This window comes from Novosphingobium mathurense, assembly GCF_900168325.1.
Classification (GTDB): Bacteria; Pseudomonadota; Alphaproteobacteria; order Sphingomonadales; family Sphingomonadaceae; genus Novosphingobium; species Novosphingobium mathurense.
In genome coordinates this window covers 217,431-232,385 of record NZ_FVZE01000004.1, presented here as the reverse complement: position 1 = coordinate 232,385, position 14,955 = coordinate 217,431, and the positions used below count along the sequence as shown (strand labels likewise).

14 protein-coding genes are annotated in these 14,955 nt (G+C 62.3%); 4 read left to right on the top strand and 10 right to left on the bottom strand.

What is annotated here, in order from left to right:
• Positions 1–23: 23 nt before the first annotated feature.
• A complete protein-coding gene (locus B5483_RS14275) occupies positions 24–1,178 on the bottom strand; it encodes a LysR family transcriptional regulator (protein WP_079730865.1) in 1,155 nt (384 codons plus the stop codon).
• A gap of 99 nt (positions 1,179–1,277) precedes the next feature.
• Between B5483_RS14275 and ligK the strand changes: the two genes are divergently transcribed.
• From ligK to B5483_RS14260, 3 genes are read left to right on the top strand one after another with little or no spacing between them, the layout of a single operon-like run.
• Entirely contained in the window at positions 1,278–1,952 is a 675-nt protein-coding gene (ligK, locus tag B5483_RS14270) for a 4-carboxy-4-hydroxy-2-oxoadipate aldolase/oxaloacetate decarboxylase (protein ID WP_054945404.1), read from the top strand.
• The gene (locus tag B5483_RS14265) at positions 1,945–3,009 is read left to right on the top strand and encodes a 4-oxalomesaconate tautomerase (RefSeq protein ID WP_079730864.1); all 1,065 of its coding nucleotides are present in this window, start codon (positions 1,945–1,947) and stop codon (positions 3,007–3,009) included. The genes ligK and B5483_RS14265 overlap by 8 nt, the downstream gene beginning before the upstream one ends.
• Positions 3,002–3,892, top strand: a complete 891-nt coding sequence (locus B5483_RS14260) for an amidohydrolase family protein (protein ID WP_079730863.1) — start codon at positions 3,002–3,004, stop codon at positions 3,890–3,892. The genes B5483_RS14265 and B5483_RS14260 overlap by 8 nt, the downstream gene beginning before the upstream one ends.
• Before the next feature lie 66 nt (positions 3,893–3,958).
• On the opposite strand, the gene B5483_RS14255 is transcribed toward B5483_RS14260, so the two are convergent.
• The 4 genes from B5483_RS14255 to pobA all read right to left on the bottom strand — a co-directional run bounded on the left by B5483_RS14255 (position 3,959) and on the right by pobA (position 7,813).
• Positions 3,959–5,143: a cytochrome P450 gene (locus B5483_RS14255; protein ID WP_079730862.1), complete on the bottom strand. Its 1,185-nt coding sequence runs from the start codon at positions 5,141–5,143 to the stop codon at positions 3,959–3,961.
• Positions 5,144–5,166: 23 nt separating this feature from the next.
• Positions 5,167–6,006, bottom strand: a complete 840-nt coding sequence (locus B5483_RS14250; protein WP_079730861.1) for a class III extradiol dioxygenase family protein — start codon at positions 6,004–6,006, stop codon at positions 5,167–5,169.
• A gap of 4 nt (positions 6,007–6,010) precedes the next feature.
• On the bottom strand, positions 6,011–6,406 hold the full coding sequence (locus B5483_RS14245) for a protocatechuate 4,5-dioxygenase subunit alpha (protein ID WP_079730860.1): 396 nt from the start codon (positions 6,404–6,406) through the stop codon (positions 6,011–6,013).
• A 237-nt stretch (positions 6,407–6,643) separates the two neighbouring features.
• Positions 6,644–7,813, bottom strand: coding sequence for a 4-hydroxybenzoate 3-monooxygenase (gene pobA / locus B5483_RS14240; protein ID WP_079730859.1), 1,170 nt, complete (start codon positions 7,811–7,813; stop codon positions 6,644–6,646).
• Between the two features lie 126 nt (positions 7,814–7,939).
• On the opposite strand from pobA, the gene B5483_RS14235 reads away from it, so the two are divergent.
• A complete protein-coding gene (locus B5483_RS14235; RefSeq protein ID WP_079730857.1) occupies positions 7,940–8,800 on the top strand; it encodes a helix-turn-helix domain-containing protein in 861 nt (286 codons plus the stop codon).
• Positions 8,801–8,817: 17 nt separating this feature from the next.
• On the opposite strand, the gene B5483_RS14230 is transcribed toward B5483_RS14235, so the two are convergent.
• From B5483_RS14230 to B5483_RS14210, 5 genes are all read right to left on the bottom strand, one after another.
• Entirely contained in the window at positions 8,818–10,140 is a 1,323-nt protein-coding gene (locus B5483_RS14230; RefSeq protein WP_079730856.1) for a family 1 glycosylhydrolase, read from the bottom strand.
• Positions 10,141–10,150: 10 nt separating this feature from the next.
• Positions 10,151–11,014 (bottom strand): alpha/beta hydrolase, encoded by an 864-nt coding sequence (locus B5483_RS14225; protein WP_245829245.1) that lies wholly within the window; start codon positions 11,012–11,014, stop codon positions 10,151–10,153.
• Positions 11,011–11,505, bottom strand: coding sequence for a hypothetical protein (locus B5483_RS14220; protein ID WP_079730855.1), 495 nt, complete (start codon positions 11,503–11,505; stop codon positions 11,011–11,013). Before B5483_RS14220 ends, B5483_RS14225 begins: the two co-directional genes overlap by 4 nt.
• Positions 11,493–12,473, bottom strand: a complete 981-nt coding sequence (locus B5483_RS14215) for an MBL fold metallo-hydrolase (protein ID WP_245829242.1) — start codon at positions 12,471–12,473, stop codon at positions 11,493–11,495. The genes B5483_RS14220 and B5483_RS14215 overlap by 13 nt, the downstream gene beginning before the upstream one ends.
• Before the next feature lie 94 nt (positions 12,474–12,567).
• Positions 12,568–14,916, bottom strand: coding sequence for a TonB-dependent receptor (locus tag B5483_RS14210; protein ID WP_079730854.1), 2,349 nt, complete (start codon positions 14,914–14,916; stop codon positions 12,568–12,570).
• Between the last annotated feature and the right edge of the window lie 39 nt (positions 14,917–14,955).

Below are 14,955 nucleotides of genomic sequence, written 5' to 3'. Positions count from 1 at the left end.
CGCACCCGTTTCAACAGCTTGCGCTACTCGGCAATTTCCGTTGCCGCGGCCTGCAGATCCGCGAAGAACTCTGCCTGAACCTCGGTCGGACGCAAGGAAGCGCGCGTCGTCATGCCGATCGTGCGCTGATAAGCCTGCGGCAAGCGAGCCAGTTCGCACAGCCAGCCCGCCTGCACTTCCACCTGCATCTGGTCCGGCGACAACAGAGCCAGAAAGTTCGAATTCATCATGACCTGCCGGATCATCAGGGCCGAGCCCGATTCCACCGGCACTTCAGGTAGGACCTGTCCGTTCTCGGTAAAATACCGCTCGAAGCTATCCCGCAGCGGCGTGCCGCGCGGCGCAAGACAGAAGGGATAGCTTGCCATCTGGGCCGGCGTCGGGTTGCCGTTGCTGAGCGGATGGCCCTTGCGCGCAAAGATGGCGGGGGCGTCGTCGAACAGAGGGCGCTGGATCAGGTCCTCCTCGATCAGCGGATCGCGCAGGGCGCCAACGATGACGTCGAGCGAACCATTGCGCAGGGGCTCCACCAGTTCGGCGCGAGACCCCTCGACGATCGTAAGCTTCACCTGAGGTCGGCGAGAGAGAAACCGCGCCACTGCCGCGGGCAGCACCCGGGCGCGCGAAAGCGGCATCGCGCCAATCGCGATCCGCCGGGTTTCGTAACCACGCAGTGCCTCCACTTCCGAAAGGCCTGCCTCAAGCTCCACGCGGGCAAGGCGAAACTCCCGGGCCAGCTGGTTGCCTGCCTCGGTCGGAATGACGAACTTGCCCCGCCGCACCACGAGCGGCCGGCGCAGCGCCAGCGCAAGATCGTTCACTGCGCGGTGGATCGACGGCAGCGACAGGCCGGTCTCCTGCCCCGCCCCGGCGTAGCTTCCGGTCTCGGCCAGGGCGAGCAATGCGCGCAGGCGGGACATCGTGACGTGCGGGCTCTGGATATGGGCGAGCGCGGTCATGATCCGCGGCGCCAGCACATCGCCGGCGCGAGTCGGAATCATCCCGTCATGCCGACGTTCGAACAGTGGCAGACCCAGCATCGCCTCCAGCCGACTCAACGCCTGTGTTATGGCGGGCTGACTGAGGTTTACCGCTGCGGCAGCTGCATTCACTGTGCCGAGTTCCGCGATTTTCGCCACGGCCCGCAAGTGCCGAAGATTGAGACTCCATATTTCCATTCGGACACTCTTAGCCAAAACCAATCGCTCGTCCAAAGTTTCTCTTTCCCCCTAGGCCGAGCGTCCGTCATCTGTACATGGAAGCAGAGGAGTAGATTGATGAGCGGTATTGTCGTCCAGAACATCGAACGCGCGGCCCCCGAGGTTATCGACGGCCTCGCCCAGTGCGGCGTCGCCACCGTCCATGAAGCGCAGGGCCGCACCGGCCTGCTCGCCAGCTACATGCGCCCGATCTATGTCGGCGCACGCATTGCCGGTTCTGCAGTGACGATCAGCGCCCCTCCGGGTGACAACTGGATGGTCCATGTCGCCATCGAACAGCTCAAGGAGGGCGATATCCTCCTGCTGGCACCGACCAGCCCATGCGAAGACGGCTACTTCGGCGACCTGCTGGCAACCAGCGCAATGGCGCGCGGCTGCCGCGGCCTTGTCATCGACGCAGGCGTCCGTGACGTGCGCGACCTCACCGAAATGGGTTTCCCCGTCTGGTCGAAGGCGGTCTATGCGCAGGGCACGGTCAAGAATACGCTCGGTTCGGTCAATGTCCCCGTCGTATGCGCCAATGCCGCCGTGCAGCCGGGCGACGTGATCGTGGCCGACGATGACGGCGTTGTCGTCGTTCCGCGCGAAAAGGCCGCCGAAGTGCTCGAAAAGGCCCGCGCACGCGAAGCCAACGAGGGCGAAAAGCGCGAGAAGCTCGCCGCCGGCGTCCTTGGCCTCGACATGTACAAGATGCGTGAGCGTCTTGAAAAGGAAGGCCTCAAGTATGTCTGATGTCCTCTCCAGCGCTCCCGTCATGTGGATGCGCGGTGGGACGTCCAAGGGCGGGTACTTCCTGAAGGAAGACCTGCCCGCCGACACGGCTGCACGCGATGCCTTCCTGCTCGGCGTCATGGGCTCGCCCGACCCGCGTCAGATCGACGGCATGGGTGGCGCCGACCCGCTGACCAGCAAGGTCGCCGTCGTCAGCAAGTCCACCCGCGAGGGGATCGACGTCGATTACCTGTTCCTCCAGGTCTTCGTAGACCAGGCCATCGTCAGCGATGCGCAGAACTGCGGCAACATCCTGGCCGGGATCGGCCCCTTCGCCATCGAGCGCGGCCTCGTCACCGCCACCGGCGATGAAACCCGCGTCGCGATCTACATGGAAAACACCGGTCAGGTTGCCGTTGCCACCGTGCAGACACCGGGCGGCAAGGTGTCCTACACCGGGGACGCCGCGATCGACGGCGTGCCCGGAACCCATGCGCCCGTCCCGCTCGAATTCCGCGATACCGCCGGTTCTTCCTGTGGCGCGCTTCTGCCCAGCGGCAATGCCGTCGATGTCGTCAACGGCGTGCTCGTCACGCTGATCGACAACGGCATGCCTTGCGTGGTGATGAAGGCTGAGGACGTCGGCATCACCGGCTATGAGGACCGCGACAGCCTCGATGCCAATACCGAGCTGAAGGCGAAGATCGAAGCCATCCGGCTTGCCGTTGGCGAGACGATGAACCTTGGCGACGTCAAGGAAAAGTCCGTTCCCAAGATGATGCTGGTAGCGCGTCCGAAGAACGGCGGCGCGATCACGGTTCGCAGCTTCATCCCGCACCGGGCCCACGCCACGATCGGCGTATTGGGCGCCGTCTCGGTCGCTACCGCTTGCCTTATCGAAGGCTCGCCTGCGGCCGAGCTTGCCGATATCCCTGAGGGTCGCCGCAAGACGCTCTCGGTCGAACACCCGACCGGCGAGATGTCCTGCGTCCTCGAAACCGACGAGGGCGGCAACGTCAAGACCGCCGCCCTCCTTCGTACCGCCCGCAAGCTGATGGACGGGATTGTCTATGTCTGATCGTATCGTTTCCTGGCACGGCGCGCCGAGCAAGCCTGCCTATACCCCGCCTGCCGGCGCCGTCGACGCGCATTGCCACGTCTTCGGTCCGATGGCGCAGTTCCCGTTCAGCGCCAAGGCGAAGTACCTTCCCGAAGATGCCGGGCCGGACAAGCTCTTCGCGCTGCGCGATCATCTCGGTTTCTCGCGCAATGTCATCGTCCAGGCAAGCTGCCACGGCACTGACAACGCAGCCACGCTCGATGCCATCGCCAAGTCGCAGGGCAAGGCGCGCGGTGTTGCCGTCGTCGATCCGGCGATTTCAGACGCCGATCTTGCCGCGCTGCACGAAGGTGGCATCCGTGGCATCCGCTTCAACTTCCTCAAGCGCCTCGTCGACGACGCGCCCAAGGACAAGTTCCTCGAAGTGGCCCGCCGTCTGCCCCAGGGCTGGCACGTCGTGATCTACTTCGAGGCCGACATCCTCGAGGAATTGCGACCATTCATGGACGCGATCCCGGTCCCCCTCGTCGTCGACCACATGGGCCGCCCCGACGTGACACAGGGGCCGGACGGAGCCGACATGAAGGCATTCCGTACTTTCCTCGAGAGCCGGGACGACATCTGGTTCAAGCCCACCTGCCCCGATCGCCTCGACGCGATCAAGGAAGGTGGCAAGGGCGATCCGTGGAACGCCTTCGCCGATGCCGTTGCTCCTCTGGTGGCCGACTATCAGGACCGCGTGATCTGGGGCACCGACTGGCCGCACCCGAACATGCAGGACGAGATCCCCGACGATGGCCATATCGTCGACATGATCCCGCGCATCGCGCCGACCGAGGATCTGCAGCGCAAGCTCCTCGTCACCAACCCGATGCGCCTCTACTGGCCCGAAGAACTCTAAGGCACCGGTATTGCCGAGACACAAGGGCCCCGTCGGAGCTAACCGGCGGGGCCTTTCATTTGGCCATCAACCGATGGCAAGCCGAAGCACTTTCGGGCTGCGGAAATTGGACGACGAGGTCCAGGCCAGTGTCTCGTCGACGCGGCTGAACTCCGGAATTCTCTCCAGGAGTTCCTCGAACGCGGCCTGCGTCGCCACGCGTGCGAGCATCGACCCGAGGCACGAGTGCACCCCGCCACCGAACCCCAGATGCCGCTTGGGCCGACGCGTGATGTCGTAGGTGTCCGGATCGGCGAACATGCGCTCGTCCCGGTTCGCCGACCCATAGCACAGAATGACCGCATCCCCCGCCTTCATCGTCTGCCCATGCAACTCGACGTCACAGGTCAGCGTGCGCTTGAACCGCTGTGCCGAAGTGTTGAAGCGAAGCGATTCCTCCATCGCATCGGGAATCAGCGAGGGATCGGCCACGATCGCGCGACGGGCCTCGGGATAGTCCGCAAGGTTGAGCGCGAACATGCCGAAGAAGCCGGAAAGCGATTCGATCCCGGCCATGATGAGCGTCGTCACCGTAAGCTGGACTTCCTTGTCGAGCAGCTTTTCACCGTCGATTTCCGCGGTGATGAAGTTCGACAGCAGATCGTCGCCGGGATTCTTCTTGCGTTCGCGCACAAGGTCTTGCGCATAATCGGCCATCCACTCGAAAGCAGCGAGATGTTCCGGTGCCTTCTGCCGCGTCACCGGGTCGGTCTGGACCATCAACACCGCATTGCGCCGGACTTCATCGGCATTGTCCAGCGGCAGGGCGAACAGGTGGAACAGCAGATCGACCGTCACCTTCGAGCCGAACTCACCCACGAAATCGAAGCTGTTGCGGCCGTCGAGTGCATCAAGGTGCGTTCGCGCCGAAGCCCTGGCAGGCGCAATAAGGTGGTCGAGCGCGCGCTTGGTCACTGCCGACTGAATCAGGCCGCGCAGTCGGTCATGCCGAGGCGGGTCGGAACTGCCGAGGGTCGACCCTGCGCGGCCGGGAAATTCGTCGACCAGATTGCCTTGCGCCGAACTGTAGACCCGCCAGTTGGACAAGGCGGCAAGGATATCATCGTAGCGCGACAGTACCCATTTTCCGGCCTGCTCACTCCAGAAGCAGGGATATTCGTCGCGCAGCACCTTGTAGGCGGGAAACGGGTCCGCATCGATTGCGGGCGAATAGGGGTCGAAAGTGAAGCCCGGCTTTTCTGTTATGGCCATGTGTCTCTCCATTCGCCTGGATGTCAGACCGCTTCCAGCAGCATCGTCGCTGCGGCCGTGTTCGAAATGGGGATGTGGTAATTGCGATGGGTCTCCCGGGCAGTGTCGCCCAGCGCCCCGCGCGCGGCGATCCAGTTCAGGATCTCGACGCCCTGCGATCCGGCCAGACGCACGATGTCTCGCACGCTGTCGCGCGTAAGCGCGTCCGGATCGGCGGCAAGGTTGTCCATGCAGAAGCGATCGTAATCGGGGTTCATGAAGCCAGCGCGCTCACCGTCGAGCTGGTGCGACAGACCGCCCGTGCCGATGACCACGATCTTTTCGTCACCCTGCCAATCCGCCAGAGCCCTATGAACGCTTCGCCCGAGCGCGAGGCAACGTTTCGCCGAAGGCAGCGGGAACTGCACCGTATTGATGGCAATCGGCACGAGCTTGACCGGCCAGGCATCGACTTCCGGCCAGGCCAGTTCGAACGGCAGCGACAGCGCGTGATCGACCAACATCGACTGGCAAGTCGTCACATCGAATTCGTCACCGACAAGTTGTTCGATGACGTGCCAGCTCAGGTCAGGATGGCCGGCAAATGACTTGTAGACCGGCAGGCCCCAGCCTTCGTCCTCATTGCGGTATTCCCTGGCTGCGCCCACCGCGAAGGTCGGCATCTTGTCGAGAAAGAAGTTGAGCCCATGGTCGTTGTAGAAGCAGACGGCCACGTCCGGCTTTGTTTCTGCCAGCCACTCGCGCACGGGCGGGAAGCCATCGAAGAAAGGCTTCCAGTAGGGCGTTTCCTGATCGCCGCGCATGATTGCCCCGCCGATGGAGGGAACGTGGCTGGTGAAGTATCCACCGATGATCCTTGCCATGAGCTTATTCCCCTTCCTGAACAGGCAGCGCCCGGTCGAGCAGCATCTGCTTGAATGCCTCGACGGTCATGCCCGTCTGCTGCGCACCGACGTCCTGCACGTTGAAACCGAAAATTCCCGCGAGCTTGGCGAGATAGTAGATGTTCCCGCCAGCCTCGATCATCGCCAGCACATTGCGCGCGGCAACGGCATCGCGCTGCTGCGGCGTCAGGCCAAAACGGTCGCAGTAACCGGCCTCGTCCTCAAGAAAAGCCGCTCGGTTACGGGCATCGTTGAACGAGTAGCACATGGCATTGAGCTGATAGCCCCTGCCCGCAGCCTCCCCGTCGAACAGGGGCGTGCCGGGAATCGGCGCCCTGTCACTTTCGCCGTTGCCAGCGAGGTTCCTCGTCCCATCCATAGCCTGCAACTCCATCAGACACTTTCGCGTGAAGGAGAGCCTGACGCACCAGAAGACCCGGCGTATTGACCTGGATCAAGCAATCGGCACTGCGGCTCCGATCCTGCAGCAATGCAACGATACTTAGCAAAAAATTATATCGTTGCGCATACCGCTTCACAAACGAAAAAGGGGAGGCTTGCGCCTCCCCTTCCTCTTTCCTTTGAATGCGACCCAAAGGACAAGCAGGATCTGCCTTCAGACGGGCAGGCCCACGTAATTTTCTGCAATCGAACGCTGTGCAGCTTCGCTCGACGCGATGTAATCGAGTTCGGCTACCTGCATCCGGCGCTCGAACGGACCGTCTTCCGGGAAGCGATGCATGAGGCGCGTGAGCGACCAGCTGAAACGCTCGGATTTCCATACACGCGCCAGGGCTTTTTCCGAGTAGCCGGCAATCGCGTCGTTGTCGTTCGACTTGAAGAAACCCAACAGCGCTTCTGCCGCGTAGTAGACGTCGCTTGCAGCCAGGTTGAGTCCCTTGGCGCCGGTGGGTGGAACGATATGCGCAGAATCGCCGCACAGCATCAGGCTACCATGGCGCATCGGTTCGAACACGAATGAGCGCAGCGGCGCGATCGACTTCTCGAGCGAGGGGCCACGAACGATGTGCGCAGCCGCATCGGGACCGAGACGGATCGCCAATTCGTCCCAAACGCGATCGTCCGACCAATCCTCGACCTTCTCGGTAAGGGGCACGTCGATGTAATAGCGGCTGCGCGTGTTGCTGCGCATCGAAGCGAGGGCAAAGCCGCGCTCGTGATTGGCGTAGATCAACTCGTGGTTGCAAGGCGGAACATCAGCAAGGATACCGAGCCAACCGAAGGGATAGACACGCTCGAAGCTTTGTCCGGCCGAGGCAGGGATGGCCTGCCGCGAGGGGCCGTGGAAACCGTCGCAACCAACGATGAACCGCGCGTCGATCCGGTGTTCGCTGCCATCGCGATTGTAGGTCACGTAAGGCGCGTCGCTCTCGATATCGTGAAGCGCGACATCAGCGGCCTCGTAGATCACTTCAAGCCCGCGCGGCTCGGAAGCTTCCATCAGGTCGCGCGTCAGCTCGGTCTGGCCATAGACCATCACCTGCTTGCCGGTCAGCCTGGCGATATCGATGTGGATCAGGCGCTCACCGTCGGCGAGGTTGAAGCCGTCATGCGGCAGACCCTCAGCCTTCATGCGCGCATCGAGGCCAAGCCGCTCCATGAGGCCGACTGTAACCTGCTCAAGTACGCCGGCGCGAATGCGCGACAGGACATAGGGGCCGGACTGACGTTCGAGCACGACGCAGTCGACGCCCTCGGCCTTGAGCAGGTGACCCAGAAGCAGGCCCGCGGGGCCCGCGCCAATGATTGCAACTTGTTTACGCATGCGCCTTCGTCCTCAAACGGCGCACTCTGACAAGGTGCGTCCGATACCTGCCATAAAATGACCGGCGCAGGGCTCGACAGGAAGGCACAGCGGGACCAATATGCCGGTACTTTCAGGACAGTCACAATGCCCCCAAGCCCGATTCCCAACTTCCTGCTCTATGGCGAAGACACCTCCGAAGCCCCACCGGATTTCGCTCATATTGAGACGATCGCAGCACGAAGCGCCTTGTACGATTGGGAAATTGCACCGCATCGCCACCTTCTCAGCGTTCAGGCCCTGCTGGTATCGCAGGGACAGGTCGAGTTCCGCTGCGACGATCTGGTCCGGACTCTCGAGGCACCGTGCTTCATGGTCGTGCCGATCGGCAGCGTGCACGGCTTTCGTTTCTCGCCGGAGACCTCCGGCCATGTCCTGTCATTGTCCCCCGGGTTCATTGCCCGGGCCGGCGACGCATCCGATCCGATGCTGCGTATCCTCACCCGCGGCGCCTGCGGCACGGTACCCGATGCAGATGTGAAGCGCGTCGACTGGCTCTGCCAGGAGATGCTGGTAATCCAGTCCGACTGGCGTACGCCGCAGCCGCTGTTCCTCGCGCTTGCCGAAGCGCTTGTGCGTTCGCTGCCCGCCGACACCGAGGAAGCCGACGTGCTACCGGCTGAGGACGAGCGCCTTTCGGGCTTCCGCCAATTGGTCGAATTGCATTTGCGCGAACACAAGAGCCTGGGCTGGTACGCCGAGCGCCTAGGCATCACCGGAAAGACGCTGACGCGCATATGCCGCAAGAGGCTGGACTGCACGCCCGTCGAACTGATCCACGCACGTCTCGTGCTTGAAGCGCAGCGGCTGCTTTTCTTCAGCAATGCCAGCATTGTCGAGGTTGCCGACGAATTGGGCTTTTCCGATCCGTCCTATTTCTCGCGCTTCTACAGGCGCATGACCGGCAGGCGACCGCTGGCGGACAAGTCCGGCGCTCGCACGAGCTAAAGCGGGCAAAACGCTGGTTAGAGCGTATTGCGCATGGCGATTGCTCCCAGCACCTTCGCACTCGCCTTGGGCGTGCGTTCGAATGTCTCGCGATCGACAGAGCACAGACCGAACCTGGGCTTGTAGCCGAAGATCCACTCGAAATTGTCCAGAAGCGACCAATGGACGTAGCCCAGCACCGGCACCCCTTGGTCCATGACCCGCTTCAGGCTCTCGAGCGCGGCCGGGATAAAGCGGGCACGCAAGGTATCGTCGTTCGTGCCGACACCATGTTCCGACACGAGGATCGGCCTGCCCGTGGCCTCATGGACGTAGCGCACGGCACCGGCCAGGGAAGGTGCCCATACTTCGGTTCCGGACCAGTTGCGGTCGCTATCTGCGGGTGGCGGAATCCGGCCCTTTTCGCCCCAGACCGCACGTTCGTAATTCTGCACCCCGATGTAGTCATCTGACTTGGCGAGTTCAAGCCATTTGCCGTAGGTTTCCTCGCGGACGCGGTCGCGTATCGAGTTCCTTCCTGCGGCCTGATCGTCAATTACGGACAGTGTAAGTCCCACCGGCAAGTCGGGCGCGACGGCTTTGATGGCCATACGCGCGGCCTTGTGACCCTCGGCAAGACCTGCCTCGACAGCATCGATATCTTCCTTCGCCGCAATATTGGCACAGGAGAACCGCTCGACGCCAAGCCGCCTTGCGGCTGCTTCCAGCGTGGCACGCTGCAGGTCCCAGACCTGCCCCGGCAACATCGGGCGCAGGATCGCGAGAATGTTGGGCTCGTTCAGCGTCATCGCCATGGCAATGTCCGCGCCGATGGCGCGAGCGACCCTGTCGCAATAACGGGCAAAAAGCTGCGGCGCTTCCGGATTCATCCAGCCGCCCTGGGCGCTGAACCAGCGCGGAGCGGTAAAGTGATTGAACGCGACGAGCGGCCTCAACCCCCGCTCGTGGCAGCCCGCGACGATGGCCTTGTAGTGATCGAGCATGGCCTGGGAGAACTGGCCCGCTTCAGGCTCGATCCGCGCCCACTCGACGCCGAAGCGGTAGCTGTTGAGCCCGAGGCTTTTGACGATATCGAGATCCGTGCTCCACAGTTCGAGACTGTTGCAGGCATCGCCGGAAGGCGCAGCGAAGATAGTCGGCTGCTGGTTCTCCATAAACCACAAGTCGCTGGCCGTATTGTTGCCCTCGACCTGATGCGGCGCCGTGGCGGCACCCCACAGAAAAGCTTCGGGGAAGCGTGGATTCGCCTGACGAACGGAGCGGGCGAAGGCCGGCGCAGCGCTCAGCATGGCGCCGGCGGCAAGCAGGCTACGGCGGTCGAGGGCGGGAATGTTCGGCATGTTCTTGTCCTCAGGCTAAGTCAGCAAAGAAAGCCAGCATTTCATCGGTGAGACGACGGTCCGCTGTCCCGATATGCATGGCTAGCGAGTAATGATTATGGCCGCTTGCGTAGTGGCAGCGCGGCAGACGGCCGTGGCGCTCCAGACGTTCCTGCAAGAGCCCTGCCCATTCGGCCTGAAAGCGCGGTGGGTCGAATTGCGCGCAGGCGATGAGCAACGGCAGCCCGGTTGCGGCGACGGCCTCCCGTGGCATGCGCTGCGCATAAAGCGCTTGCGGTCCGTAATAGAACTCATCGCGTTCATCGAGCGGGGTGTAGCCATAGAGACCTGACAAGAGCACCGCGCCGCGCACCAACGACGCATGATCGTCTCGCAGCTTCATGAAGCTCGCGAGATGGACCGATCCTGCCGAGGTTCCGACAAGCAGAATTCGCTGCGGATCACCGCCGAACCGAGCCGCATTGGTGCACAGCCAGTCGACCGCCTTGGCGACATCCTCGCCCCCCGAGGGGAACATGTGCGCTGGCGCGAGACGATAGTTCATCACTGCACCGAGCATTCCGTTCATGGCAGCCCAGCGCCCAACGTGCGCGTTCGCCCAGCCACTCTCCCCGCCCTTGTCACCGAGCAGGAAGCCCCCGCCATGCACGAACAGGACGACCGGCCTGAGCAATTCGGGCATCCCGCCCTCGCGGTAGAGATCGAGGCGATGGCGCGGATCGGGACCATAGGCGCAATCGAGAGCGACTGGCGCAAGCCTCTCTGCAATCGGCTCCTGCTCGGCACCGAACAGGGCGCGGCATTGCCCGACCACCTGAGGCCCCATGGCATAACCGAGGCCTGCGATGGCGGCTGACATCGAAGTTGCGTTCACACCGTCTCCTCAACCCGATATCGGGACAGCAATCTGCGCAAGGCAACGGTCGTCCCGACGAAACCCAGGATGCCACCGTAGGCCAGCTTGATGGCCAGGGCGACAAACCACTCCAGTCCGTTCCAAGGGCCCAGCAGGCATCCCGCTGCGAGCATGGCGGCGCTGGCAATGCCGATCACAAGGACAAGCGCCACGTTTCGACCGATTCCCGCCGCAGTTGTCAGAAGAACGCCTGACTTTTTCAGTTTCGTCCAAACGAGCAGCGAGGGTACGAGCGCGGACATCAGCGCGATAGCACTGGCCTGAACGAAAAAGTCGAGAGCGAAATTATCTGTAGAACCGAATTGCAGGGCGCGGCGATCGGTCCCGAATACAACCAGGAAAAACACGGCGCTGAGCGCAATGTTGATCAGGGCGCTGACGCGCTGCTCGCGTCTGATTATGCGATCCACAACCCGGGAGGATATCGCCGCCGGGTTCACGGCCTGCACCCCAGATCGAATGTTTGCAAGTCGTTGGCGAGGTCGACAGGGCCCGCATAATGCATGGAAATCTCCGCTCGAATGCCTGGCTCAGAGCGGACAAGCGGTCCTGGCGGAATTGCGAAGTGCGTCAGCACGATCCGGCCAACCTTGGCCTTCGCTGCCATTTCGCCAATCGCTTCGGGCTTGAGATGGTGGGTCGAGAGATGCTCTTCCATGCCTTTGAGCATTTCAGGTGTTGCGTCCTTTCGGCGCTCGCGAATTTCCTGAAGCAGGCGATCGAGATCGATAACCTCGCTCACCAGCATCCCGGTGCGATCGGCCAGTTTGACGACGGCATCGCTGGGCCCGGTATCGCCGGTGTAGGTGACGCTGCGACGGCCAAGGGCAAACCGATAGCTTAGCGAGACATTATCTGGATCAGACATGCCTCCATGATCGAAGTGGCTGTTTACCGCGGCGCTGACCATGGCCCCCTCGCCAAGATCGATGCCCTGCCCATCGGCAATCTCGACCACGCTAACCGCTTCGGCCGGTGAAGGCGGCGGCGTGCCGAGGCCGAAGCCAATCTGCGCCGGTGTCGCCAGCGAGGCGAGGATACCGTCGACGATCGCGCGGGTTCCGACCGGGCCGTAGACAGTCAGGGTGCCCGGATACTGGTTCATCCAACGCAAGCCGATGACAGCGCCCAGCCCGCCGACATGGTCCCAGTGGGGATGGGAAATGAAGACCGCATCGATTGTGCCCAGATCGACGCCGATACGCGCCAGTTGGTCGACGGTGCCATCTCCCGTATCCACGAGGATGCGGCGCTTGCCGATGGTCAGGAGATTGGCCGGCTCCGAACGCTCCGCCGTCGGGACCGGGCCGCCCGCCGTCCCGAGCGTCGTCCACCGCAAAGCAGGACAAGTGCCTTGCGCGAGGGCGGGAACGGAACCCACCGTAAACGAGGCCGCGGCCATCACAATCCAAGCCAATCGTCTGTGCGCCTGCATCATCACCCTGTCGTTCTTTTGGGGCCGCAATCGGCAGAAAATCAAAAGGGCCGGGGCACTACCCCGGCCCTATACATCAGAACTTCATCTGTGCGGATACACCGAGAGTACGGCGACCTTCCCGAGTCATCCAGTTCACGTAGGCCCCCGCATCTGCGAAGGGCAGAGCAATAACCGCAGAATGGAAGCGCTGATCGAGCAGATTGCGGGCAAAGACGCCAATTCGCCAGTTGCCATCCGGATGACCGATCCCGGCGTTGAGGCCGATGGTGCCATAGCCGTTCTGATATGCGTACTTCTCGACCACGGCATATTGCACGCGGCTGCGATAATAGAAGTTTGCCGACCAGTCGAACTGGAGCGTATCGCTGATAGGCAGGCGCACGTCGGCCCCGAAAGTGGCGCTGTACTTGGGCGCGCCTGAAAGCGGCTCACCCTTGGCCTGGACCAGGCTGGTTTCTCCGTCATCAGCAAGATAGCAGCTGTAGCCGTCCTTCACGACATTCGGGCACGAGGTTACGTAGTCGGTGAACTTGGTGTCCGAGAAGGTGAAGCCGCCGTTGAAGGAGAGTTCCGGAGTGACGCGCCACGAGGCATCGACCTCGAAGCCCTTGGCCGTGAAGCCGCCCGCGTTCTCCGTAAGGAACTCGACGCCATTGAAGACCGAAGTCTGCAGGTTCCTGTACTTGTCGTAAAACAGGTTGGCATTGAAAGTTACGGCACGGTTGAACAGCTGCGATTTCACGCCGATGGTGATGTCGCGAACCGTCTGCGGCTTCACGTTCGTCTGCGTACCGGTGAGGCCAGAGAAGGTCACCGTCGGGCCCAGGTATCCACGTGCGACCGTCCCGAACAACATGACGTCCGGATTGATCTTGAATTCGGCGCCGACGCGGCCTGACCAGTCCCCCTTCCTGGTGCTGCCGCGCAGTTCGTCAGCCGGATCGTATGGTGTGACGAAACCGGGGACGGCGTAGTCGAAGTCGACCGAATAGGGGGCGTAGTTGGGATCGATGATCGAGTAGTACGAAGCCTTGACCCAGTCGTACTGGTAGCGAATGCCGCCGATCAGTGCGAACCGGTCGCTGACATGGTACTTGCCGTCGAAGAAAGCCGCCAGCGAGTCCGAACGGGTCTGGGTATTGCCCTGCCCGGACGAGATATCGACGAGCGGCGTTGCAGCCAGACCGCCCAGATCGATGGGCGTGAACGGATATGCAGGCCGCAATTGCGCGCGGTTGAAGTCATTGTCGTCACCGACCTTGCGCCGCGAGGCATAGACGCCGCCGGTAAATTCCAGGGCGCTGCCCGCCGGAGAGCTGATGCGCAGTTCCTGCGAAAGAAATGTCTGGTCGGTGCCGGTAGGCTGTGCCGTGAAGATGGGCATGCTGGTCGCATCGATCGCGAACTGCTGGGGCCCTTCGTCGAGGCGACGCCACGCCGTCACGGAAGTCAGGCTATAATCGCCCAGACCGAGGTTTATCTCGAGCGATGCACCGTAGTTCTCCTCGGAGGTATAACCGTCGTAGTCCTCGACCGACTTGCTGTTGCCCAAGCCGGGCGTCACGCCCAGCGCCGCAAGATTGGCGAAACGTGCCGCCATCAGCGGATTGACCGCAACATCGTCCGGCAGACGATTGAGAGTCCAGAGCTGACCGGGGCCTGTGCGCTCGATCTTCGAATAGTCGCCGATCAGATAGATCGAGAATTCGTCGCTGCCTTCGAGCAGGAACTTGGCGCGCGCGCCGTAGCTTTCCTCGCCGCCCCACTTCTTGTCGAGATAGACGTTCTTGATGAAGCCATCGTTCGAACGATAGAAACCGAACAGTGCGAGCGCGGAGTTCTGCGACACTGGCAGGTTGACGCTGCCGTTGACGTTCCACTCGTTCAGTTCGCCATAGCTGACGAAAGCCTTGCCCGAGAATGCCGTTGGATCGGGGCGCTTGGTGGTGATGTTGATGACGCCCGACGACGCGTTCTTGCCGAACTGGGTGCCTTGGGGCCCCTTGAGGACTTCGACACGCTCAAGATCGCCCAGCGAGTTGATCGGATTGCCGAATGGAATGACGACATTGTCGACAACGGTGCCCACGTTCTGCTCGGATGAGCTGGAAAAGCCTCCGGCGCTGCCTACGCCACGTAGGCGGAACCCGGAATCATTGGGCGAAGTACCGAATTGCACCCCCGAGAACTGGTACTGGATATCGGTGAGCTTCTGAAAGCCGCTCTCCGCCAGTTGGTCGCCGGTCACGGCCGAAACGGCGATCGGCACGTCCTGCAGGCGTTCCGCGCGGCGCGATGCCGTCACGATGATGTCGCCGCCGGTCACTCCCGTATCGTCGGCCAGGGCCTCCTGGGCCATTGCCGGAACGCTCAAAACGCCCATGGCAATGCCCGAAAGGAGCATGACTTTCCTGTAGTCCATAAATGGAACTCCCTTTAGAACTTATTGTTATTATTGAAA

Bases quoted from the DNA above. Each gene is read 5' to 3' on its own strand.
- B5483_RS14275 (WP_079730865.1), bottom strand. From the start codon at position 1,178: ATGGAAATATGGAGTCTCAATCTTCGGCACTTGCGGGCCGTGGCGAAA.
- ligK (WP_054945404.1), top strand. From the start codon at position 1,278: ATGAGCGGTATTGTCGTCCAGAACATCGAACGCGCGGCCCCCGAGGTT.
- B5483_RS14265 (WP_079730864.1), top strand. From the start codon at position 1,945: ATGTCTGATGTCCTCTCCAGCGCTCCCGTCATGTGGATGCGCGGTGGG.
- B5483_RS14260 (WP_079730863.1), top strand. From the start codon at position 3,002: ATGTCTGATCGTATCGTTTCCTGGCACGGCGCGCCGAGCAAGCCTGCC.
- B5483_RS14255 (WP_079730862.1), bottom strand. From the start codon at position 5,143: ATGGCCATAACAGAAAAGCCGGGCTTCACTTTCGACCCCTATTCGCCC.
- B5483_RS14250 (WP_079730861.1), bottom strand. From the start codon at position 6,006: ATGGCAAGGATCATCGGTGGATACTTCACCAGCCACGTTCCCTCCATC.
- B5483_RS14245 (WP_079730860.1), bottom strand. From the start codon at position 6,406: ATGGATGGGACGAGGAACCTCGCTGGCAACGGCGAAAGTGACAGGGCG.
- pobA (WP_079730859.1), bottom strand. From the start codon at position 7,813: ATGCGTAAACAAGTTGCAATCATTGGCGCGGGCCCCGCGGGCCTGCTT.
- B5483_RS14235 (WP_079730857.1), top strand. From the start codon at position 7,940: ATGCCCCCAAGCCCGATTCCCAACTTCCTGCTCTATGGCGAAGACACC.
- B5483_RS14230 (WP_079730856.1), bottom strand. From the start codon at position 10,140: ATGCCGAACATTCCCGCCCTCGACCGCCGTAGCCTGCTTGCCGCCGGC.
- B5483_RS14210 (WP_079730854.1), bottom strand. From the start codon at position 14,916: ATGGACTACAGGAAAGTCATGCTCCTTTCGGGCATTGCCATGGGCGTT.